The organism is Variovorax sp. UMC13 (assembly GCF_014170375.1).
In the GTDB taxonomy this organism is placed as follows: domain Bacteria; phylum Pseudomonadota; class Gammaproteobacteria; order Burkholderiales; family Burkholderiaceae_C; genus Variovorax.
Genome location: NZ_LZZW01000025.1, coordinates 69,591 through 90,515 on the forward strand (window position 1 = coordinate 69,591; position 20,925 = coordinate 90,515).

General features: G+C 67.5%; 25 protein-coding genes. 15 read left to right on the top strand and 10 right to left on the bottom strand.

Going from position 1 to position 20,925, the window contains the following annotated elements:
* Positions 1 to 7 precede the first annotated feature (7 nt).
* The 5 genes from infB (at position 8) to A9977_RS21120 (ending at position 7,139) form a co-directional block, all read left to right on the top strand.
* Positions 8 to 2,917, top strand: coding sequence for a translation initiation factor IF-2 (infB, locus tag A9977_RS21100; protein WP_183026851.1), 2,910 nt, complete (start codon positions 8 to 10; stop codon positions 2,915 to 2,917).
* Positions 2,918 to 3,058: 141 nt separating this feature from the next.
* Complete coding sequence (gene rbfA, locus A9977_RS21105) at positions 3,059 to 3,430, top strand: 30S ribosome-binding factor RbfA (protein WP_183026852.1); 372 nt, start codon at positions 3,059 to 3,061, stop codon at positions 3,428 to 3,430.
* A 2-nt stretch (positions 3,431 to 3,432) separates the two neighbouring features.
* On the top strand, positions 3,433 to 4,389 hold the full coding sequence (gene truB / locus A9977_RS21110; protein WP_183026853.1) for a tRNA pseudouridine(55) synthase TruB: 957 nt from the start codon (positions 3,433 to 3,435) through the stop codon (positions 4,387 to 4,389).
* Positions 4,386 to 6,212, top strand: coding sequence for a translational GTPase TypA (gene typA / locus A9977_RS21115; RefSeq protein WP_183026854.1), 1,827 nt, complete (start codon positions 4,386 to 4,388; stop codon positions 6,210 to 6,212). Before truB ends, typA begins: the two co-directional genes overlap by 4 nt.
* A gap of 30 nt (positions 6,213 to 6,242) precedes the next feature.
* Positions 6,243 to 7,139, top strand: coding sequence for a DMT family transporter (locus tag A9977_RS21120; RefSeq protein WP_405054698.1), 897 nt, complete (start codon positions 6,243 to 6,245; stop codon positions 7,137 to 7,139).
* A 46-nt stretch (positions 7,140 to 7,185) separates the two neighbouring features.
* Here the strand turns inward: A9977_RS21120 and A9977_RS21125 are convergent, their stop codons facing one another.
* From A9977_RS21125 to smpB, 4 genes are read right to left on the bottom strand one after another with little or no spacing between them, the layout of a single operon-like run.
* Complete coding sequence (locus A9977_RS21125) at positions 7,186 to 7,572, bottom strand: ATP-binding protein (protein WP_183026855.1); 387 nt, start codon at positions 7,570 to 7,572, stop codon at positions 7,186 to 7,188.
* 55 nt (positions 7,573 to 7,627) lie between these two features.
* Entirely contained in the window at positions 7,628 to 8,338 is a 711-nt protein-coding gene (locus tag A9977_RS21130) for an anti-sigma factor (protein WP_183026856.1), read from the bottom strand.
* 16 nt (positions 8,339 to 8,354) lie between these two features.
* Positions 8,355 to 8,858, bottom strand: coding sequence for a sigma-70 family RNA polymerase sigma factor (locus A9977_RS21135; RefSeq protein ID WP_183026857.1), 504 nt, complete (start codon positions 8,856 to 8,858; stop codon positions 8,355 to 8,357).
* Positions 8,859 to 8,906: 48 nt separating this feature from the next.
* Positions 8,907 to 9,383 (bottom strand): SsrA-binding protein SmpB, encoded by a 477-nt coding sequence (gene smpB, locus A9977_RS21140; protein ID WP_183026858.1) that lies wholly within the window; start codon positions 9,381 to 9,383, stop codon positions 8,907 to 8,909.
* Between the two features lie 61 nt (positions 9,384 to 9,444).
* On the opposite strand from smpB, the gene A9977_RS21145 reads away from it, so the two are divergent.
* Together A9977_RS21145 and A9977_RS21150 are read left to right on the top strand one after the other, a co-directional pair.
* Positions 9,445 to 9,891 carry a type II toxin-antitoxin system RatA family toxin gene (locus A9977_RS21145; RefSeq protein WP_183026859.1) on the top strand — a complete coding sequence of 149 codons (447 nt, stop codon included), beginning with the start codon at positions 9,445 to 9,447 and terminating at the stop codon, positions 9,889 to 9,891.
* A gap of 2 nt (positions 9,892 to 9,893) precedes the next feature.
* Entirely contained in the window at positions 9,894 to 10,211 is a 318-nt protein-coding gene (locus A9977_RS21150; RefSeq protein WP_183026860.1) for an RnfH family protein, read from the top strand.
* Positions 10,212 to 10,233: 22 nt separating this feature from the next.
* On the opposite strand, the gene A9977_RS21155 is transcribed toward A9977_RS21150, so the two are convergent.
* From A9977_RS21155 to A9977_RS21170, 4 genes are all read right to left on the bottom strand, one after another.
* A complete protein-coding gene (locus A9977_RS21155; RefSeq protein WP_183026861.1) occupies positions 10,234 to 10,749 on the bottom strand; it encodes a DUF4124 domain-containing protein in 516 nt (171 codons plus the stop codon).
* A gap of 56 nt (positions 10,750 to 10,805) precedes the next feature.
* Positions 10,806 to 11,189 (bottom strand): hypothetical protein, encoded by a 384-nt coding sequence (locus A9977_RS21160; protein WP_183026862.1) that lies wholly within the window; start codon positions 11,187 to 11,189, stop codon positions 10,806 to 10,808.
* On the bottom strand, positions 11,186 to 11,680 hold the full coding sequence (locus tag A9977_RS21165) for a cupin domain-containing protein (RefSeq protein WP_183026863.1): 495 nt from the start codon (positions 11,678 to 11,680) through the stop codon (positions 11,186 to 11,188). Before A9977_RS21165 ends, A9977_RS21160 begins: the two co-directional genes overlap by 4 nt.
* Positions 11,681 to 11,745: 65 nt before the next feature.
* Positions 11,746 to 12,360: a cysteine hydrolase family protein gene (locus A9977_RS21170; protein WP_183026864.1), complete on the bottom strand. Its 615-nt coding sequence runs from the start codon at positions 12,358 to 12,360 to the stop codon at positions 11,746 to 11,748.
* A 212-nt stretch (positions 12,361 to 12,572) separates the two neighbouring features.
* Here A9977_RS21170 and guaB point away from each other — a divergent pair, with 212 nt between their 5' ends.
* The 7 genes from guaB (at position 12,573) to A9977_RS34390 (ending at position 17,899) form a co-directional block, all read left to right on the top strand.
* On the top strand, positions 12,573 to 14,042 hold the full coding sequence (guaB, locus tag A9977_RS21175) for an IMP dehydrogenase (protein ID WP_183026865.1): 1,470 nt from the start codon (positions 12,573 to 12,575) through the stop codon (positions 14,040 to 14,042).
* A 74-nt stretch (positions 14,043 to 14,116) separates the two neighbouring features.
* On the top strand, positions 14,117 to 14,365 hold the full coding sequence (locus tag A9977_RS21180; RefSeq protein ID WP_183026866.1) for a type II toxin-antitoxin system Phd/YefM family antitoxin: 249 nt from the start codon (positions 14,117 to 14,119) through the stop codon (positions 14,363 to 14,365).
* Positions 14,362 to 14,796: a type II toxin-antitoxin system VapC family toxin gene (locus tag A9977_RS21185; protein WP_183026867.1), complete on the top strand. Its 435-nt coding sequence runs from the start codon at positions 14,362 to 14,364 to the stop codon at positions 14,794 to 14,796. Before A9977_RS21180 ends, A9977_RS21185 begins: the two co-directional genes overlap by 4 nt.
* Positions 14,797 to 14,806: 10 nt before the next feature.
* Positions 14,807 to 16,423: a glutamine-hydrolyzing GMP synthase gene (gene guaA / locus A9977_RS21190; protein ID WP_183026868.1), complete on the top strand. Its 1,617-nt coding sequence runs from the start codon at positions 14,807 to 14,809 to the stop codon at positions 16,421 to 16,423.
* 414 nt (positions 16,424 to 16,837) lie between these two features.
* Positions 16,838 to 17,152 (top strand): hypothetical protein, encoded by a 315-nt coding sequence (locus tag A9977_RS21195; RefSeq protein WP_259652077.1) that lies wholly within the window; start codon positions 16,838 to 16,840, stop codon positions 17,150 to 17,152.
* Between the two features lie 103 nt (positions 17,153 to 17,255).
* A complete protein-coding gene (locus A9977_RS34385; RefSeq protein ID WP_259652078.1) occupies positions 17,256 to 17,534 on the top strand; it encodes a sulfite exporter TauE/SafE family protein in 279 nt (92 codons plus the stop codon).
* Positions 17,531 to 17,899, top strand: a complete 369-nt coding sequence (locus tag A9977_RS34390) for a sulfite exporter TauE/SafE family protein (protein ID WP_405054699.1) — start codon at positions 17,531 to 17,533, stop codon at positions 17,897 to 17,899. The genes A9977_RS34385 and A9977_RS34390 overlap by 4 nt, the downstream gene beginning before the upstream one ends.
* Here A9977_RS34390 and A9977_RS21205 read toward each other — a convergent pair.
* Both A9977_RS21205 and A9977_RS21210 read right to left on the bottom strand, forming a co-directional pair.
* Positions 17,882 to 18,142, bottom strand: coding sequence for a hypothetical protein (locus A9977_RS21205; RefSeq protein WP_183026869.1), 261 nt, complete (start codon positions 18,140 to 18,142; stop codon positions 17,882 to 17,884). The two genes, A9977_RS34390 and A9977_RS21205, sit on opposite strands and share 18 nt — an antisense overlap.
* A gap of 165 nt (positions 18,143 to 18,307) precedes the next feature.
* A complete protein-coding gene (locus A9977_RS21210; protein WP_183026870.1) occupies positions 18,308 to 19,930 on the bottom strand; it encodes a YgaP-like transmembrane domain in 1,623 nt (540 codons plus the stop codon).
* 165 nt (positions 19,931 to 20,095) lie between these two features.
* Between A9977_RS21210 and A9977_RS21215 the strand changes: the two genes are divergently transcribed.
* A complete protein-coding gene (locus A9977_RS21215) occupies positions 20,096 to 20,920 on the top strand; it encodes a universal stress protein (protein ID WP_183026871.1) in 825 nt (274 codons plus the stop codon).
* The last annotated feature ends 5 nt before the right edge of the window (positions 20,921 to 20,925 follow it).

Below are 20,925 nucleotides of genomic sequence, written 5' to 3' on the forward strand. Positions count from 1 at the left end.
AGCACATATGTCCAGCACCACAGTCGCCGAGTTCGCGAACGAACTCAAGAAGACCCCCGAAACCTTGCTTGATCAGCTCAAGAGCGCAGGCGTGGCGAAAGCCTCGCCAACCGACGCACTCACCGAGACCGACAAGCAACGCCTGCTCGGCTTTCTGAAGGCCAGCCACGGCACGGCCGAAACCGAGCGCAAGAAGATCACCCTGGTCAAGAAATCGACCAGCGAGATCAAGCAGGCGGATGCCACCGGGCGCGCCCGCACGATCCAGGTGGAAGTGCGCAAGAAGCGCACCTTCATCCAGCGCGACGAAGGTCCTGCCGCCGAACCGGTGCAGGCCCCAGCCCCCGTCGCCGAACCCGCGGCCCCCAAGGTCGACGAAGCCGAATTGGCGCGTCGCGAGGAGGATGCACGCCGCCAAGCCGAACTGATCCGCCGCCAGGAAGAAGAATTGGTCGAAAAACGTCGCCAACGCGAAGCGGCTGAAGCCGTCGAACGCGAGAAGGCCGAGCGCGCCGAACGGGCCGAACAGCAAGCCAAGGCTGCTGCGCTCCAGAAGGAAAAAGAAGCCGCCGCCGCGCGTCCTCCGGCCCCCGCAGCGCCCAAGGCGCCGGTGGTCGAGACGCAGGCCGCGAACGATGCCGCCACCGGCAAGGCTGCGGCCGAAGCCGCCGCCAACCAGGCCAAGGAAGATGCCAAGGCCAAGGTGGCTGCCGAATCGAAGGCCCGCGCCGACGAGGAAGCCGCACGCGCCAAGGATCTGGACGAACGCCGCCGCAAGGCGCTGGCCGAAGCCGAAGCCATCCGCGCGATGATGAACGCACCGGCCCGCGTGCTGGTGCCGCACAAGGCGCCCGAGAAGGAAGTGCCGAAGCCGGCCGTCAAGGGCACGCTGCACAAGCCGGTCGCTCCCGCGGCCCGCCCGGGTGCGCCCGCCGCTGCCGGTGCCGCCGCAGCACCTGGCGCGAGCAAGGACGTCAAGTCGGCCAAGCTCTCGTCGAGCTGGGCAGGCGATCCGGCCAAGAAGAAGGAAATCAAGACCCGCGGCGATGCCAACGGCGGTGTCAACCGCGGCAACTGGCGCGGAGGCCCGCGTGGGCGTCGCGGCAGCAACGACCGTGGCGGCCATGAAGAACATGTGCAGGCCGCACCGGTGGAAGCGCGTGTGCTCGAAGTGCACGTGCCTGAAACCATCACCGTGGCCGAGCTGGCGCACAAGATGGCCGTCAAGGCGCAAGAGGTCATCAAGCAGTTGATGAAGCTCGGCATGATGGCGACCATCAACCAGTCGCTCGACCAGGACACCGCGATGATCATCGTGGAGGACATGGGCCACACGGCCGTGGTCGCCGCGCTGGACGATCCGGAAGCCTTCACCGACGAGGACGTCGGCGCACAGGCCGGCGAATCGCTGCCGCGCGCTCCGGTGGTCACCGTCATGGGTCACGTCGACCACGGCAAGACCTCGCTGCTGGACTACATCCGCCGCGCCAAGGTCGCCGCGGGCGAAGCCGGCGGCATCACGCAGCACATCGGCGCCTACCACGTCGAAACGCCGCGCGGCATGGTGTCCTTCCTCGACACCCCGGGTCACGAGGCGTTCACCGCCATGCGTGCCCGCGGTGCGCAGGCCACCGACATCGTCATCCTGGTGGTGGCGGCCGACGACGGCGTCATGCCGCAGACCAAGGAAGCCATCAAGCACGCGAAAGCGGCCGGTGTGCCGATCGTGGTCGCGATCAACAAGATCGACAAGCCCGACGCCAACCTGGACCGCGTGAAGCAGGAGCTGGTGGCCGAAGAGGTGGTGCCTGAAGAGTACGGCGGCGAAGTGCCCTTCGTGCCGGTGTCCGCGAAGACCGGGCAGGGCGTGGACGACCTGCTCGAACAGGTGCTGCTGCAGGCCGAAGTGCTGGAACTCAAGGCGCCGGTGCAAGCCGCCGCGAAGGGCCTGGTCATCGAAGCCCAGCTCGACAAGGGCCGCGGCCCGGTCGCGACCGTGCTGGTCCAGTCCGGCACGCTCAAGACCGGCGACGTGGTGCTGGCCGGCTCGACCTATGGCCGCGTGCGCGCCATGCTGGACGAAGACGGCAAGTCGACCAAGTCGGCGGGTCCGTCGATCCCGGTGGAAATCCAGGGCCTGACCGAAGTGCCGCAGGCGGGCGACGAGTTCATGGTGATGGCCGACGAGCGCCGGGCGCGCGAAATCGCGACCTACCGCGCGGGCAAGTTCCGCAACACCAAGCTGGCCAAGCAACAGGCTTCGAACCTGCAAAGCATGTTCACCGACCTGTCGGCAGGCGAAGTGCAGACGCTGCGACTCATCATCAAGGCCGACGTGCAAGGCTCGCAGGAAGCCCTGGCGCAGTCGCTGCTCAAGCTGGCGACCGAAGAGGTCAAGGTCCAGATCGTGTACGCCGGTGTCGGCGGCATCAGCGAGAACGACATCAACCTCGCGATCGCTTCGAAGGCAGTGGTCATCGGCTTCAACGTGCGTGCCGATTCGGGCGCACGCAAGCTGGCCGAAGGCAACGGCGTGCAGCTGAACTACTACAGCATCATCTACGACGCCGTCGATGAAGTGAAGGTGGCGATGTCCGGCATGCTGGCCCCCGAGCGGCGCGAAGAGATCATCGGCCAGGCCGAGATCCGCACGGTGTTCGTGGCGTCGAAGATCGGTACCGTTGCCGGTTCGTACATCACCGCGGGTTCGGTCAACCGCAGCGCGCATTTCCGCCTGCTGCGCGACAACGTGGTGGTCTACACGGGCGAGGTCGACTCGATCAAGCGCATGAAGGACGACGTGCGCGAAGTCCGCGAAGGCTTCGAGTGCGGTATCAAGCTCAAGAACTACAACGACATCAAAGAAGGCGATCAGCTCGAATTCTTCGAAATCAAGGAGATTGCGCGGACGCTGTAATACGGACATCCGGATCCCGAGGACGCAAAGATCACGCGAAGGACGCGAAAGAGAACCTTGAAAGTTTTCTTTCCGCATCCTTTGCGCCTTTTGCCAAACCTTCGCGTCCGGTGCGTCAGTGATCGATCCCGCATTTCATCCATGCCTAAAAGAAAAGCAGCCGCCCCCAACCGCGCCTTCAAGGTCGCCGATCAGATCCAGCGGGATCTGACGGAACTGATCGCGCGCGAGTTGAAGGACCCGCGCGTGGGCATGGTCACGATCCAGGCGGTCGAGGTCACGCCCGACTACGCGCACGCCAAGATCTATTTCAGCCTGCTGGTCGGCGACCCCGTCGTCACCACCGAGGCGCTGAACCAGGGCGCGGGCTTCCTGCGCAACGGCCTGTTCAAGCGCCTGCAGATCCACACCGTGCCGACGCTGCACTTCCTGTTCGACCGCACCACCGAGCGTGCGGCCGACATGAACGCGCTGATCGCCCAGGCCGTCGCATCCCGCTCGAAAGAAGAGTAGGCATGAACGCGCCACGCACCAGGGTGCAACGGCGCCCTGTGCATGGGGTGTTGTTGCTCGACAAGCCGCTGGGTCTCTCCAGCAACCAGGCCTTGCAGAAGGCCAAGTGGTTGCTGCGCGCCGAAAAAGCGGGCCACACCGGCACGCTGGATCCGCTCGCGACCGGCGTGCTGCCGCTGTGCTTCGGCGCGGCCACCAAGTTCAGCCAGCTGCACCTGGACGCCGACAAGACCTATGTCGCGACGGCGCGCCTGGGCGTGAAGACCTCGACCGGCGATGCCGAGGGCGAGGTGATCGCCGAGCGTGCGGTGCAGGTCACGGCCGAGGACCTGGCGCGCGTGGCGGCGCAGTTCACCGGCCCGATCCGCCAGGTGCCGCCGATGCACAGCGCGCTCAAGAAGGACGGCAAGGCGCTCTACGAGTACGCCCGCGAGGGCATCGAGGTCGAGCGCGCGCCGCGCGACGTCGTGATCCACGAACTCTCGCTGACCGCCATCGAACCGGATCTGGTGCGCATCGTCGCCCGGGTCAGCAAGGGCACCTACATCCGCACGCTGGGCGAGGACATCGGCGAGGCCCTGGGCTGCGGCGCGCACCTGCGCTCGCTGCGGCGCACCGCGACCGGCGATTTCGCCGAGGCGCAGTGCGTCACGCTCGAGGCGCTCGAAGCCCTGGGCGAGGCAGAGCGCCTGGCCCGGCTGCTGCCCGCGGAATCGCTGGTGGCCGGCCACGAACGCGTCACGCTCGGCACCGAAGATGCGGCACGTTTCCTGTCGGGCCTGCGCCGGCGTGGCGACTGGGCCGATGCCGGGGAGGTGGCCGTGTTCGGCCGCGACCCGCCCGCCTTCCTGGGCTCGGCCCATGTGAAGGCCCATGAATTGATCCCGGGGCGCTTGCTGAACCCCATCGAAATCCAGCAAATCCTTTTGAACGCATCCATCTGCGAAACGACACCATGAGTACCCAAAAGCAAATTCGCAATATCGCCATCATTGCCCACGTGGACCATGGCAAGACCACCATGGTGGACCAGCTGCTGCGCCAGTCCGGCACCTTCGCCGAGCACGAGAAGGTCGTCGACACGGTGATGGACAACAACGCCATCGAAAAGGAACGTGGCATCACGATCCTGGCCAAGAACTGCGCCGTGACCTGGGAAGGCACGCACATCAACATCGTCGACACCCCCGGTCACGCGGACTTCGGCGGTGAAGTCGAACGCGCCCTGTCGATGGTCGACGGCGTGGTGCTGCTGATCGACGCGCAGGAAGGCCCGATGCCGCAGACGCGCTTCGTGACCAAGAAGGCGCTGGCCCTGGGCCTGAAGCCGATCCTGGTGGTGAACAAGGTCGACAAGCCGGGTGCCAACCCCGACAAGGTGGTCAATGCCGCCTTCGACCTGTTCGACAAGCTCGGCGCGACCGACGAACAGCTCGACTTCCCGGTGGTGTATGCCTCCGGCATCAACGGCTGGTCGTCGCTCGAAGAGGGTGCCGCCGGCGAGCAGTGGGGCCCCGACATGTCGGCCCTGTTCAACACCATCCTGAAGCATGTGCCGTCGCAGAAGGGTGATCCCGCCGCGCCGCTGCAGCTGCAGATCTCCGCGCTGGACTTCTCGACCTTCGTCGGCCGCATCGGCGTGGGCCGCATCAGCCAGGGCACGCTCAAGCCCATGACGGACGTGGTCGTGATGGAAGGCCCGGACGGCAAGGCCATCAAGGGCCGGGTCAACCAGGTGCTGACCTTCCAGGGCCTGGACCGCGTGCAGTCGACCGAAGCCGGCCCCGGCGAGATCGTGCTGATCAACGGCATCGCCGACATCGGCATCGGCGTCACCGTGACCGACAAGGACACGCCCGCGCCGCTGCCCATGCTCAAGGTCGACGAACCGACCCTGACCATGAACTTCTGCGTCAACACCAGCCCGCTGGCCGGCCGCGAAGGCAAGTTCGTGACCAGCCGCCAGATCTGGGACCGCCTGCAGAAGGAACTGCAGCACAACGTGGCGCTGCGCGTGAACGAGACCGACGAAGAAGGCATCTTCGAAGTCATGGGCCGCGGCGAACTGCACCTGACCATCCTGCTGGAAAACATGCGTCGCGAAGGCTATGAAATGGCCGTGTCGAAGCCGCGCGTGGTGTTCCGCGACGTCGACGGTGAAAAGCACGAGCCGATCGAGCTGGTCACGGCCGACATCGAGGAAGGCCACCAGGGCGGCGTGATGCAGGCACTGGGCGAGCGCAAGGGCGAACTGGTCAACATGGAACCGGACGGCCGTGGCCGCGTGCGCCTCGAGTACCGCATTCCGGCGCGGGGCCTGATCGGCTTCACCAACGAATTCCTGAACCTGACGCGCGGCTCGGGCCTGATCAGCAACATCTTCGACAGCTACGAGCCGCACAAGGGCGACATCGGCGGCCGCAAGCAGGGCGTGCTGATCTCGATGGACGACGGTGAAATCTTCACCTACGCCCTGGGCAAGCTGGACGACCGCGGCCGCATGTTCGTCAAGGCGAACGATCCGGTGTACGAAGGCATGATCGTCGGCATCCACAGCCGCGACAACGACCTGGTGGTCAACGCCACCCGCACCAAGCAGCTGACCAACTTCCGAGTCTCGGGCAAGGAAGACGCGATCAAGATCACGCCCCCGATCGAACTCACGCTGGAATATGGCGTGGAATTCATCGAGGACGACGAACTGGTCGAAATCACGCCCAAGAGCGTGCGCCTGCGCAAGCGCCACCTCAAGGAAAGCGACCGCAAGCGCGCCAGCCGCTGATCGGCCAGCCCGTCACCAGGGTCCACCTTGCTGCGGCTCACCCACGGGTTGGCGGTCTGGCTCATGGTCGGCGTGACCCTGATGTGGGCCACGGCCGGCGTGGTGACGCGCCACCTCGAGCATGCGCGCAGCTTCGAGGTGACCTTCTGGCGCAGCGCCTTCATGGCGCTCGCCCTGCTGGTGATCCTGCCGCTGTGGCGCGGGCGCGCCGTGCTCTCCACGGTCCGCCACGGCGGGCGCGCGCTGTGGGCCTCGGGCCTGTGCTGGAGCATCATGTTCACCGCCTTCATGATGGCGCTGACGCTCACCAGCACGGCCGACGTGCTGGTCACCATGGCGGTCGGGCCGCTGCTCACCGCGCTGGCCGCACGGCTCTTCATCGGGCATCGCCTGCCTGAGCGCACCTGGTGGGCGATCGCGGTGGCCGGCTTGGGCATCGCCTGGATGTACGGCAGCCAGATGGGCGCGGGCCAGTGGCTCGGCACGCTGGTCGCGCTCTGCGTGCCGGTGGCGGCCGCGGCCAACTGGACCGTGGTGCAGCATGCCCACGCCCAGGGTCACGACGTCGACCTGGTGCCCGCGGTGCTGATCGGTGCCCTGATCTCGGCGCTGGTCACGCTGCCGCTGGCCTGGCCCCTGCGCGCTTCGCTGCACGACCTCGGTCTGCTGGCCTTCCTGGGGCTGTTCCAGCTCGCGATCCCCTGCGTGCTGTCGCTGGCCTGCGCGCGTGCGCTGACGGCGCCGGAGATGGCCTTGCTGGGGCTGCTCGAGGTGATCTTCGGCATCGCGCTGGCGTGGATCGGCGCCGGCGAGGAGCCCGCGGCCAGCGTGCTGTTCGGCGGCCTGCTCGTGATCGGCGCGCTGGTGGCCAACGAGCTGCTCGGGTTGCGCGAGCGACAGGCGAGATGGCGCCCTCTGCGTCCATAAAAAAAGCCGGCGGATGCCGGCTTTCTCATTGGCGATCGCGTGCCGCTCAGGGGCGCGCGAGCTTCCAGACGCCGCCGACGCCGTCGCCCGTGCGATCACCGGCCTTGCCGTCCTTCGACCAGTAGTAGAGCGGGGCACCCTTGTAGGCCCATTGCTTCTTGCCGTCGTCACGCACCACCACGCTGTAGTCGCCCATGGGACGGGCCGCCTCCGGGGCATCCAGCGCGGGCCAGTTGGTGATGCAGGGGCCGTTGCAGGCCGACTTGCCGCTGCCCACGGTGTCACGCGAGAAGGTGTAGAGGCTCATGCCGTTCGGTCCGACCAGCACGCCATCCGCGGTGCGCGTGGGCGTGTCGGCCGCCATCTTGGGGGCCATGCCGCCGCAGCCGGCGAGCAGGGCCGCGGCCAGAAGGGATGCGCTGAACAGTTTCATGGAGTTTTCTCCTTGGGTTAAAAAAACGTGTGACGGATCGGGCCAGGCGTCGGCATCACAGCTGACGGTACACCACCGTTGCCAGACGCAGCAAGGATTCGCGCGGCAAGGGGCCCGCCAGGGCATAGCCGAAGCCGCCTTCGATCCAATAGAAACTGGGCACGGGGCCCTCGGCCGAGAAGCGGAAGGCCGATTCGCCGGCCTGGGCCACGGCAGCGCCATCGGTCCTCGCGCCGAGGTACAGCGTGATGCGCTGGCCGGCCCCGTCTTCGAACATGAACTGTGCACGCGGGCCGGCGTCGCCGGGCAGCAGCCGACCGCCCACCAGCGTGTAGCCCTCGGCCGACAGGTCGGGCACCTTCAGCGGGCGGTCGAGCCGCCGCGACAGCCACTGCACCAGGTGCTGCTGCTCGGCCGCGGCCACCTCGACCGGATGTCGCTTCTCCGGCGCGTAGACCGCATGCGCGACGGCGGCCGCGTGGACAAACTCGGGGCCCCGCGGGCCGTGCGCCATGAGCCCGCCATGTGCGCCCGGCGACCATTGCCCGCTGGCCAGCCAGCCGGCCCCGAAGGCCAGCAGCAGGCCGGCGGCCATGCCGCCCCAGCGCAGCCAGCGCGCCTGGTCGTTGCGCCGGCGGTCGGCCCGCTCGGCCGCGGCCAGCAGCGCGGGCGGAATGGGCTCGTCGAGCACGTCGCGGTGCAGCGCGCGCAGCGCGTCGCGCTGCTGGGCCCAGTGCTTGTCGTCGGAAGGCTTGGCGTGGTTCATGGGATCGCAGGAGCCCTCATTTGAGTCGGCGCAGCCCGGGGCGGGCCGCGGCCGGCGCGGCGCCTTCCATCAGCTCGTGCAGACGGGCACGCGCGCGCGACAGCCGCGACATTACCGTGCCGACGGGGATGTCGAGCACCAGCGCCACCTGGGCGTACGACAGGTCTTCGAGCGCGATCAGCAGCAGCACGGCCCGCTGGTCCTCGGGCAGCCGCAGCAGGCAGCGCTGCAGGTCGAGCGTCTTGTCCTGGCTGGTGTCGGCACCGGCCAGGTCGTGGGCCATCTCGTCGATGTCCAGCGCGCGCGGCGGTGCCCACCGCAGCTGGTTGGCGAACACGTTGTGCATCAGCGTGAACAGCCAGGCCCGCAGGTCGGTGCCGACGGTCCAGAGCCGCCACTTGAGGCAGGCGCGCTCCAGCGTGTCCTGCACCAGGTCGTCGGCGGCCCAGGCATCGCCCGTCAGCGCGCGCGCGTAGCGGCGCAGGCTCGGGATGTGGGCGACGAGGGGGCGGGTGTCCATGACTACGGGATGAACACCGGCGGCCCCCGGTTTATTCCATCGTGGCGATCAACGGTTGTGCGTTTTCATCGCGCGCTCGACTTCGCGCTTGCCTTCACGGTCCTTGATGGTGTCGCGCTTGTCGTGTTCGGCCTTGCCCTTGGCCAATGCGACCTCGCACTTCACCTTGCCGGCCTTCCAGTGCAGGTTGATCGGCACCAGGGTGTAGCCCTTCTGCTCGATCTTGCCGGTCAGGCGGCGGATCTGTTCCTTGTGCAGCAGCAGCTTCTTGGTGCGCACCGAATCCGGCGTGGTGTGGGTCGAGGCGCTGCGCAGCGGGTTGATCTGCAGGCCGACGATGAACATCTCGCCGTCGCGGATCACCACGTAGCCGTCGGTCAGCTGGACCTTGCCTTCGCGCAGGGACTTGACTTCCCAGCCCTCGAGCACGAGGCCGGCTTCGAAGCGCTCTTCGAAGAAATAGTTGTAGGCGGCCTTCTTGTTGTCGGCGATGCGGGAGGAGGTGTCTTGTTTCTTGGTGGCCATGGCGGTCTCATTTGGGGTCGCATGGCCTCAATACAATCGAAACGCACACACCCTCGATTCTATGAAAACCGTTCACAAGTCCGTCCTCATCTGGTACAGCGCCGAGGAGATGTATGCCCTGGTCACCGATGTGGCGAAGTATCCCGAGTTTTTGCCCTGGTGCGACCGCTCGCGGATCGTCGAGGAAGACGAGGCCGGCATGACCGCCGAAGTCGGCCTGGCCTTCGGCGGCATGCACCAGCACTTCACGACGCGCAACACCCATGTGCCCGGCCGCGAGGTACGGCTGAAGCTGGTCGACGGCCCTTTCTCCAACCTCGACGGCACCTGGAAATTCAACCCCGTGGGCGCCCAGGGCGAGCGCGCCTGCCGCGTCGAACTGGACCTGAGCTACGGCTTCAGCAACTTCGCGCTGCAGGCGCTGGTCGGCCCGGTGTTCGACAAGGTCGCCTCCACCCTGGTCGAGGCCTTCGTCAAGCGCGCCGAACAGGTCTACGGCAAGGCCTGAAGATGCAGATCACGCTGGTGTGCGCCACCGCGCCGCGCGCCGCGATCGAGCAGGTGCTGACGCTGCCCGAGGGCACCACTGTCGACGACGCCATGGCCACCGGCGCGCTGCCGGGCCTCGATCGCAACCGCTTCACGCCCGGCGTCTGGGGCCGCGCGGTCGAGGGTGGGCATGTGCTGAAGGACGGCGACCGCCTCGAGTGGTGCCGCGCCCTGACGGTCGACCCCAAGGTGGCGCGGCGCGAACGCTTCCAGCAGCAGGGCGCCCGCGGCACCGGGTTGTTCGCGCGCCGTCGCGAGGGCGGCAAGCAGGGCTATTGAGCCTGGCGCGCGGCCACCTCGGCTATTTGCAATCGCTGTCGATAACCGACTGCAGGCGCTGCTGCTCCGCCGCACGGGCCTTGTCGTCCATGATCTCGCGCTCGCCCTGGGCATTGACGCGCGCGACGCGGATGCCGCTGTCCATGGTGGCCTTGCCCTGACGGGCGCGGCCGCAGTTGTCGGCCCGGGTCTTGGCGAGTTTCTGCGCTTCAGCCGCCTGCTTGGCCTTCTCTGCCTCCTCGGCCTTGCGGGCCTTCTCCTCGAGCTCCTTGTCGACGCCCGAGGGCTTGGGGCCGCTGGCCGTCGACGGGGGGAGTGGGGAGGGCGCGGCGTCGGGCGTCTCGGCTGCCGGCGACGCCGCGTGGCGCGCCACCGGTGCGCCGGGGCGGCGCACGATGTTCTTGTCGGGGATCTCAGGCGGCGGGGCCTGGTCGCTGAAAACCTTCCGGCCGTCCTTGTCGACCCACTGCCATTGCGCCGCCGCCGCCAGCGGCATGGCACACAGACACCCCAGAACCAGCCATTGCACGATTTTCATGAGCGGCAGTTTAGCGCCGCCTTACGTTTTGCAATACCTTGGCGCCGGGCGGGGGGTCAGCGGCCCTTGGCGCGGCCGGAGAGGAAGTCCAGGAAGGCCAGCCCGAGCGCGGCCACGAGCAGCAGCAGGCTGGCGTGGAAGGTGCCGAAGGGATGGGCGTGAAGGCGTCCGTCGGCCGTCGAGGCGCTCATGTCGAGCAGCCCGAAGACCGCCAGGAAGCCCAGCCCCAGCGCCAGGGCAAAGGCCCACCCCCAATGAAAATGCCACCGTCTCGCGGCGCGACCCGTGCGGCGCCGCGCGCTCGTTTCCTGCTTCTTCATGATGATTCCATCCCTGTACGGATCGATGCGGCCGGTGCCGCCAAGGGCGGCCGGAGCCTGCGCTTCTTCCAGCCGCCGAAGCGGCATGTCTGGCGCACCGGGCACCAGCGTCGGATTCACTTGCTGGCGACGGGCGTCGGCACCAGGTCGAAGTGGTCGTTCTGGTACTGGAACAGCACGCAGTTGGCGCCCGGCTCGCAGCCGCTGAAGTGCGGCAGCTTGCCCGGGATGTAGTAGTACGACCCGGCCGGGTACTGCACCTTCTTGCCGTCCTCGAAGATCGCGTAGAACACGCCGCTCAGCACCACCGTGGGCAAGGCCTGGGTGTGGAAATGGTGCGGGTTGTTCGCGCCGGCCGGGAATTCGACGAAGGCTTCGTAGGGCCCCTTGCCGATGATGTCGCCGCGCACGTTGGCCGCACGGACGCCGCCCGTGCCGGGGACTTCGCGCCACTTCAGGTCCTTGGCGGGCAGCGACACCAGCGCTTCGGACGCGGCCGCCTTGCCGGCCTCCTTCTTCGCTGCGGGCGTGGTGGCCCAGGCCGATGCGGTGACGCCGGCGACAGCGGCGAGCGACAGGGCGCCGATCAGGTACTTGAATTGCTTCTTCATGGTTTCTCCTTGGTGTGACAGCAAAAAAACGGGGCGGCCGGGCGGCCCGGCCGGCATGCGAAGGCTCAGGCCTCGATGGGCAGGCCCAGGATGTCGGCGGTGGTGCGGATCTCGGCCACCACGTCCGACACGCCGCGCAGCGCCGCGCGGTGCAGGTCCTGGTGCCGGAGCACGCCGCCGTCCTCGAGGTCCAGGTCGCGGGTCGCGCAGGCGTCGCTGACGATGATGCTGTGGTAGCCGCGCGGCGCCGCGTCGAAGGCGGTGGCGGACACGCACATGTGCGTCATGAGGCCGGTGATGAGCAGGGTCTTGATGCCGCGCGCCTCCAGGTGCGCCTGCAGGTCGGTGCCCGCGAAGGCACTGGGCGTGGGCTTCTGCAGCACCACATGGTGCGGGGCAGGGCGGATCAGCGGATGGATCTCGAAGCCGGGACTGCCCTCGGCGAAGATCGGGCTGTCCGCCGGCGCGATGTGCTGGGCATGGAGCACCGGGATGCCGTGTTCGTCCGCCAGGTCCACCAGGCGCGTGGCCTGGCGCAGGGCGGCCATGCCGTCGGGGATGGGCATCCGGCCCTCGAAATATTCGTTCTGGAAGTCGATGACGACCAGGGCCGTCGTGGTGGGATCGAGCCGCGTGGTGGCGGTGGCGCCAGTGATCTGGCGGATGCTGGGGTGCTTCATGAGCGGGTGCCTTGTGCTGAATGTGTGACGGGTTGAAGCGTAAAAGAGCCCGGCGCCGCGCGATAGCCGTCCAGCGGCACAAGATTTGTGCAGATCGCGCACCGCAGTGACCTTTCGCGCGCTTCGCGGGGTTCGTTGCCGCAGGGACACTGCAACGGCGCGAGCGGTGTAGGCCGATGCCTCGCTACAATTCGTCTTTTGGAGCCTTCCCCATGCGCCTTCTCGGCAAAGCGCTCACCTTCGACGACGTGTTGTTGGTGCCAGCGTTCTCCCAGGTCCTGCCCAAGGACACCTCCCTCGCCACCCGACTTTCCCGCAACATCACGCTGAACCTGCCCCTGGTTTCCGCGGCGATGGACACCGTGACCGAGGCCCGCCTGGCCATCGCGATCGCGCAGGAAGGCGGCATGGGCATCGTGCACAAGAACCTCACGGCGCAGCAGCAGGCGGCCGAAGTGGCGCGTGTGAAGCGCTACGAATCGGGCGTGCTGCGCGATCCGGTGGTGATCACGCCCACGCACTCGGTGCGCCAGGTGATGGCGCTGTCCGACCAGCTCGGCATCTCCGGCTTCCCGGTGGTCGACGGCGGCAAGGTCGTCGGCATCGTGACCGGCCGCGACCTGCGCTTCGAGACCCGCTACGACGTGCCCGTCAGCGAAATCATGACGCAGCGCGACAAGCTCATCACGGTGCCCGACGGCACCACCTTGGCCGACGCCAAGGCGCTGCTCAACAAGTACAAGCTCGAGCGCCTGCTGGTCATCAACAGCGACTGGGAGCTCAAGGGCCTGATCACCGTCAAGGACATCACCAAGCAGACCACCTTCCCCAACGCCGCACGCGACGCCAACGGCCGCCTGCGCGTGGGCGCGGCGGTGGGCGTGGGCGATGGCACCGAGGAGCGCGTCGAGGCGCTGGTCGCGGCCGGCGTCGACGCCATCGTGGTCGACACCGCGCACGGCCACAGCGCTGGCGTGATCGAGCGCGTGCGCTGGGTCAAGAAGAACTATCCGCAGGTCGACGTGATTGGCGGCAACATCGCCACCGGCGACGCCGCGCGCGCGCTGGCCGACGTCGGCGCCGATGCGGTCAAGGTCGGCATCGGCCCCGGCTCCATCTGCACCACCCGCATCGTGGCCGGCGTGGGCGTGCCGCAGATCATGGCGGTCGACAGCGTGGCCACCGCGCTGCAGGGCACCGGCATCCCGCTGATCTCCGACGGCGGCGTGCGCTACTCGGGTGACATCGCCAAGGCCATCGCGGCCGGCGCCAGCACCGTCATGATGGGCAGCATGTTCGCGGGCACCGAAGAGGCACCGGGCGAGATCGTGCTGTACCAGGGCCGCAGCTACAAGAGCTACCGCGGCATGGGCTCGATCGGCGCGATGCAGCAGGGCAGTGCCGACCGCTACTTCCAGGAATCGACCACCGGCAACCCCAACACCGACAAGCTGGTGCCCGAAGGCATCGAAGGCCGCGTGCCCTACAAGGGCTCGATCGTCTCGATCGTCTACCAGATGGCCGGCGGCGTGCGCGCCAGCATGGGCTACTGCGGTTGCGCGACCATCGCCGACATGCAGAACAAGGCCGAGTTCGTCGAGATCACCACGGCGGGCATCCGTGAGAGCCACGTCCATGACGTGCAAATCACGAAGGAAGCGCCGAACTACCGGGCGGAGTAAGCAACATCTGGCCAGACTTTTGAGTTCTGGCCAGATTTGCTAGAATCCGGACCAGATTCCATTTTCTGGTCCTCATGCAATCCATCGGCATCGCTGAAGCCAAGAACAACTTCTCGGCCCTGATCGATTCGGTCGAGAAGGGCGAGGAAGTTCGCATCACCCGTCACGGCAAGGAAGTCGTGCGCATGCTGCCGGTGCGCCGCAAACCGGTGATCACCGACGAGCAGATCCAGCGCGAGCTGGGCCAGATCGACGCGCTGCACGCCACCATCCAGGCCGGTCCTTCAGCGCGCGCCCTGCGCGAGCAAGGGCGCCAGCCATGACCGCCTTCGTCATGGACGCCTCGGTCACCGCCGCCTGGCTCTTGCCCGAGCACGCCACCGAACACACCCGCAGGCTCTACGCCGCCATCCGCCGCGACGAGGTCGAGCCGCAGGCGCCCAATGCCTGGCAATGGGAGTGCGCCAACATCATTGCCAACGGTGTGCGCAGCGGCCGCATTCCCACCGCCGCGGTCGAAGGCCTGTGGAGCGTGCTCGACGCGATCCGCCACCGGGTCGAACTGCACGAGCTCGCGCCCGCGCAACACAAGGCCGTGCTGGCCGTGGCCATCGATGCCGGCGTGTCGCAGTACGACGCGGGCTATCTGTGGCTCGCCAAATCGCTCAATCTTCCGCTCGCCACCTTCGACGAGCACCTCCTCCAGGCCGCGCCCAAGGCGGGCGTGAAGCTGTTCGACATTTCAACGCTCTGAGTCCAACGCCATGCAACACGACAAGATCCTCATCCTCGATTTCGGCTCGCAGGTCACGCAACTGATCGCGCGCCGCGTGCGCGACGCCCATGTGCTGAGCGAAGTGCACCCCTGCGACGTGAGCGACCAATGGGTGCGCGACTACGCCGCCGATGGCCACCTCAAGGGCGTGATCCTCTCCGGCAGCCACGCCAGCGTGTACGAAGACACCACCGACAAGTGCCCGCAGGCTGTGTTCGACCTGGGCGTGCCCGTGCTGGGCATCTGCTACGGCATGCAGACCATGGCGCACCAGCTGGGCGGCAAGGTCGAGAGCGGCCACAAGCGCGAGTTCGGCTTCGCGGCCGTGCGCGCCCATGGCCACACCGCGCTGCTCAAGGACATCGCCGACCGCACCACGGCCGAAGGCCACGGCATGCTCGACGTCTGGATGAGCCACGGCGACAAGGTCACCGAACTGCCGCCGGGCTTCAAGCTCATGGCCAGCACCGACAGCTGCCCGATCGCCGGCATGGCCGACGAGGCGCGCCGTTACTACGGCGTGCAGTTCCACCCCGAAGTCACGCACACCGTGCAGGGCCAGGCGCTGCTCAACCGCTTCGTGCTCGACATCTGCCAGGCCAAGCCCGACTGGGTCATGCGCGACCACATCGCCGAAGCCGTCGCGAAGATCCGCGAGCAGGTGGGTGACGAAGAGGTCATCCTGGGCCTGTCGGGCGGCGTCGATTCGAGCGTGGCCGCCGCGCTGATCCACCGCGCCATCGGCGACCAGCTGACCTGCGTCTTCGTCGACCACGGCCTGCTGCGCCTCAACGAGGGCGACATGGTGATGGAGATGTTCGAAGGCAAGCTGCACGCGAAGGTGATCCGCGTCGACGCCAGCGACCTGTTCCTGGGCAAGCTGGCCGGCGTGAGCGACCCCGAAGCCAAGCGCAAGATCATCGGCGGCGAGTTCGTCACCGTGTTCAAGCAGGAAGCGGCCAAGCTCAAGGCCGGTGATGGAGGCCACAAGGGCGCGACCTTCCTGGCGCAGGGCACGATCTACCCCGACGTGATCGAGTCGGGCGGTGCCAAGAGCAAGAAGGCCGTCACCATCAAGAGCCACCACAACGTGGGCGGCCTGCCCGAGCAGCTCGGCCTCAAGCTGCTCGAGCCGCTGCGCGACCTGTTCAAGGACGAGGTGCGTGAACTGGGCGTGGCGCTCGGCCTGCCGCCCGAGATGGTCTACCGCCACCCGTTCCCCGGCCCGGGCCTGGGCGTGCGCATCCTGGGCGAAGTGAAGAAGGAATACGCCGACCTGCTGCGCCGTGCCGACGCCATCTTCATCGAGGAGCTGCGCAACTTCAAGGATGAGAACGGCAAGACCTGGTACGAGCTCACGAGCCAGGCCTTCACCGTGTTCCTGCCGGTCAAGAGCGTGGGCGTGATGGGCGACGGCCGCACCTACGACTACGTGGTGGCGCTGCGCGCCGTGCAGACCAGCGACTTCATGACGGCCGACTGGGCCGAGCTGCCGTACGCGCTGCTCAAGAAGGTGTCGGGGCGGATCATCAACGAGGTGCGTGGGATCAACCGCGTGACTTACGACGTGTCGAGCAAGCCGCCGGCGACGATTGAGTGGGAGTGAGGGGTACCACAGCGTTTTTGAGCGAAGCGGGGCGTAGTCGAAGCGGGAACACAATCTGCATTCCGAGCCTTTAGGTCATGCCAGCGCACTTTCATCCACTCGTGGCGATTGGTATCAAGAGATTCACAGATGTCTCCGGCGTTGCCACTACCGCAGCGGCCCGCGAGGCGCAGATGCTGCCAGTGCCACGGCCGATGCGCTCCGCCATCGTCCGAAGCGGTTGCGGACGCGAAGTGCGCGTCATCTGTCACAGTCGTGGGGTTCGATGAAAGCGAACTCCGATAACGATGACCGATACCGTCCGCGACATTTTGCTGGCCTCGGTGGAGCTGCCCACGCGTTGCAGCGATTTAAGCGCGAGCGGGTTGGGCTGTTGGTTTTTGCGCGGATTGCTGCCAGCGGAGAAGTCGTGGAATGGGTCGCCGGACCGTGGTGCGCGGTCTGGCGCTCTCGCGTGATGACCTGCTGCGCCGCACGGTGGTCATGGCGCTCATGTGCCGTGGTCACATCGAGTTCGACGCGATCGGCGAGGCCTACGCGATCGATTTCCGCCGCTACTTCGCGACCCAGTTCGCAGCCCTTGGGTCGCCGGTCGCACAGGGGCTCGTGCGCTTGAGCGACCACGACCTAGCGGTTACAGAGCAAGGCTGTTTCCTAGTGCGCGCTGTCGCCATGGTCTTCGACCACTACTGCAGCGCGAACCGCGCGCGCTTTTCGCGGGTGGTCTGAGCATGCAGTTCGCGCTGGCCGGCCCGCCTTGCTGATGGGCCTTGCCGGCGGTCCGCATTGCGTGGCGATGTGAGGTGCGACGTTGGCGGCGGTAATTCGGATCATGCCGCTTGCACCCGCCGGGCATGGCACCACCGCGGCGGTCGCGATCCTGGCCGCATTCCATCTCGGCCGCATCGCCAGCTATGCGATAGCGGGCGCTGTCGCCGCCGCGGGCGTCGACGGCCTGGTGCAGACCAACACCCCCGTGGCTGCGCTACGGCTGTTCTGGGTGCTGCTACACGTCTTCGTGTTCGCCTGGGCGCGATATTCACCGTCACGGGGCGGCAGCCGCTCTGGGCGCAGCGCGTCGGCCGTGGCCTCGAAGCGCGTCTTCGCCTGATGGCCGGCCGCACACGGCAGGGTGCGCTGGCCACCGGCATGTTGTGGGTTGCGCTGCCCTGTGGATTGCTTTATTCGGCGCTGAAGATGGCCAGCATCGGCAATGGGCCGCTTCAGGGCACGATGCTGCGGACGCTGTTTACGCTCGGCAACGGCGTTTCCCTGTTGCTCGGCCCGCGGCTCTGGCAGCGGTTTCGCCGCGCCGGCGGCGTGCATCAGGCGTGGGGCGCCCGGCTGGCCGGCCTGTTGCTGGCGGGCGTTGCGGCGCACGCGGTGGGTTGGATCTCATTCACCAGTTCGCTGCCTGGTGCCGATGAGCCAGCCGGCGATCCCGGCGAGTTTCAAGCGTCACGGCTGCGGCAATGAAAGCGGGGAAGCCTTTTCGCCGGGTGCGCCCATTCTCAGGGACTTCCATCCCGCGGGGAGGATCTCGAGGACGGTGGCCGCATCCTGGCGCAGGCAGTCATCGCAGTCAAAGTGGGCAGGGGGGATCAGCACCCTGATGTGGCCGGCGGCTTCGAGCACGCGCAGCCTGTCGATCACCTTGGGGTCGGCCTCGATCAGGGGCAACTCCGATGTGGCAAGCCTTCCGAGAAGTTCCATGTCCATCGGGCGGTCTCCTGCGTGCCTCAGTCCAGGGTGACCCACATGACCCAAAGTCGCAATAAGAGCCACAGAACCGCAGCGCCCAGCGTCACGCAGAGCACGAAGATTAACAATGGGTAGCCCGACATCGCATGCCTTGCGTGGTGGCCATGCAGACACATCCGGAACTCAGTTCCCGCGGCGCGGACAGGTGCTGACGCCGAACAGGGAGTAGGCCGGGCAACTGCCGACCACGCCCGTCAGCAGCGGTACCACGCCGAGGTAGCCCCAGTAACCGATGGTTCCTGCGGCCGCCAGCGCGACAAGCAGCAGGCCTGCGCCGACGCGCAGCGCTCGGTCAAGGACTCCGACATTGTTCGAGAGGAAGGACATGGGGCGTTCTCCATGGGATGGGAAGAAGAATCTTGCGCGCAACCCCCTCGCCCGATGTTGAGAAGGATCAAGCCGCGGCCTCTTCGGCCAGTTGCGCCGCACGCTGCCTGCCAGGCGGGCATAGAAGAACCGCTTCGCTATCTCGGCCAGCGCCAGATAGCCCGCCAGCATGCCGGCCAGCCACGCGAAGAAGAGTGCGGGCGGCGGCCCGATTTCGAAATAACGACGGAGCGGCGTAGCGACAGCAGCAGGGCGGTCGCCAGCACTGCCAGCGAGGCCGCCGTGAGCGCGGCGCCGGGCCGGTTGGCCCAGGGCCTTGCGCGCGTGCGGATCACGAAGATCATTAGCACCTGCGTGGCCAGCGACTCGATGAACCACGCCGTGCGAAACAACGTTGCATCGGCGTGCAGCACCTAGAGCAGCCGCCAGACGGTCAGCGCATCGAAGGGCCGAGCTGAGGGCGCCGAACAGCCACATGTAGCGGCGGATGAACTTCAGCTCGAGCGCGCGCGGCCGGCGCAGGTCGCTGTTGTCTACCCGGCCCAGCGGAATGGCCGTCTGCGACAGGTCGTAGAGCACGTTGTTGAGCAGGATCAGCGCCGGCGCGTCGTTGATATCGTCGCCCGTGTAGCCCACCACGTGGCCGCGTGAGCGCAGCGCCAGAACGATGCGGTTCTTCTGCGCCGGATCGACGCGGCAGTAGAGCGTGGTGCGGCCAACGCGTGCGCGCAGCGCAGTGTCGTCCATCGCCGCGATCTCGTGGCCGGTCCGCACGCCCGCCACGGGAATGCGCAGCAGCGTGCACAGGTGTTGGGCCACGAGTTCGCTGTCCCCGCTCACGATCCTCACGCTCACGCCCCTCCTGGCGAGCGCGGCCAGGGCCTCGCCGGCGCCGGCCTTCGGCGGATCGATGAAGGCATAGGCCGCGAAGACCAGCGCGTTCCCGTCGCGTACGTCGGCGTGGGATGGTCCGCGGGCACGTCGCGCCAGGCCACCCCCAGCACCCGCAGTCCCTGGCGTTCGAGCGCGTGGCAGCGGTCGCGCAGCAGGGCCATGGCGTCGGCGTCCAGCACCGCAACCGATGTCGCTATCGTCCCGCTGGAAGCGGTCGCACAGCGCGAGCATGTCGTCCGGCGCACCCTTCACCACCAGCCAGCGCGCATCGCCCCCGGTCCAGCAGCGCCGACGCACCGCCGCTCGAAGTCGAAGGGCACGTCGTCGATCTTCGTCCAGGCGCCGGTGTCCATCGCATGCGCGAGCACTGCCTCGTCCAGCGGGCTCCTCAGGCCGCTCTCGGAGCGGCTGTTGAGGTGGGACAGCATCAGCACCCGCGGGCTGTCGCGGCCGTCCGCATCGGCGCACTGCGCCAGGCGGAGCCTCGGTGAGGGTACCGGTCTTGTCGGTACACAGCACGTCCATCGCGCCCAGGTTCTTGGGCTAGGCATGCGTGCGCGGACCAGCCTTGCGCCCGCTCAAGCTTTGGGCCGCGGGTTCGGGATCGCGTCAGTTGACGCAGCGCAAGGCTGTGCGGGATGGCCAGACCTAAGGTCGGCGCGTCACATCCATCCGTACCGAGGAGCCCTCATGCAAACCCCGAAGTCCATCCTGCTTCACCTCGACAGCACGGCCCGTACCGGAGAGCGCATCCAACTGGCCTGCCAACTTGCCGAGACTTTCGATGCTGAGATCACCGGCCTGCCGTGCACGTTGTCGGCGCTGATGCTCTATCCGTTTTCCGTCGAGGCGGCGGCCGAAGTCGTCGCGATCATGCAGCGACTCGACAAGGCCGCCCGCGACAGGATGCACGCCGCATTCGTCGCCCACAGCGCGGGCTCGCCGCGCATGCACTGGGCTGAGCCGGAGCCCGACGGGCATTGGGGCTTCGCGCGGCGCGCGCTCTATGCCGACCTGATGGTTCTCGGCCAGCGCGACCGGAGCGACCCGCTGGACAGCGAGCTTCCCGGCGACTTCCTACCCAACGTGCTGGTGGACAGCGCCCGGCCCGCGTTGGTCCTGCCCTATGCCGGGCCGCTCGGCTCCGTCGGCCGCAACGTGCTGGTGGCGTGGAAGGAGACGCGCGAGTCCGCCCGCGCCGTGACCGCCGCACTGCCGTGGCTGCGCAAGGCGGCCGAGGTGCATGCCGTGGCCTATGGCGAGGATGCGGAGGCTTCGCTCAAGTGCCTACAGGGCTACCTGCGCGTGCAGGGCGTCCATGCCGTCAAGCTGCACCCCGGCGGCAACAGGGACGAAGACGTCGGCAACAAGCTGCTCTCGTTCGCGGCCGACGTCGGCGCCGATCTGCTGGTGATGGGCTGCTATGGCCACAGCCGGGCGCGCGAGTGGGTGCTGGGCGGTGCCACGCTGTCGGTGTTGCAGTCGATGACGCTGCCCGTGTTGATGTCGCACTGAGACCC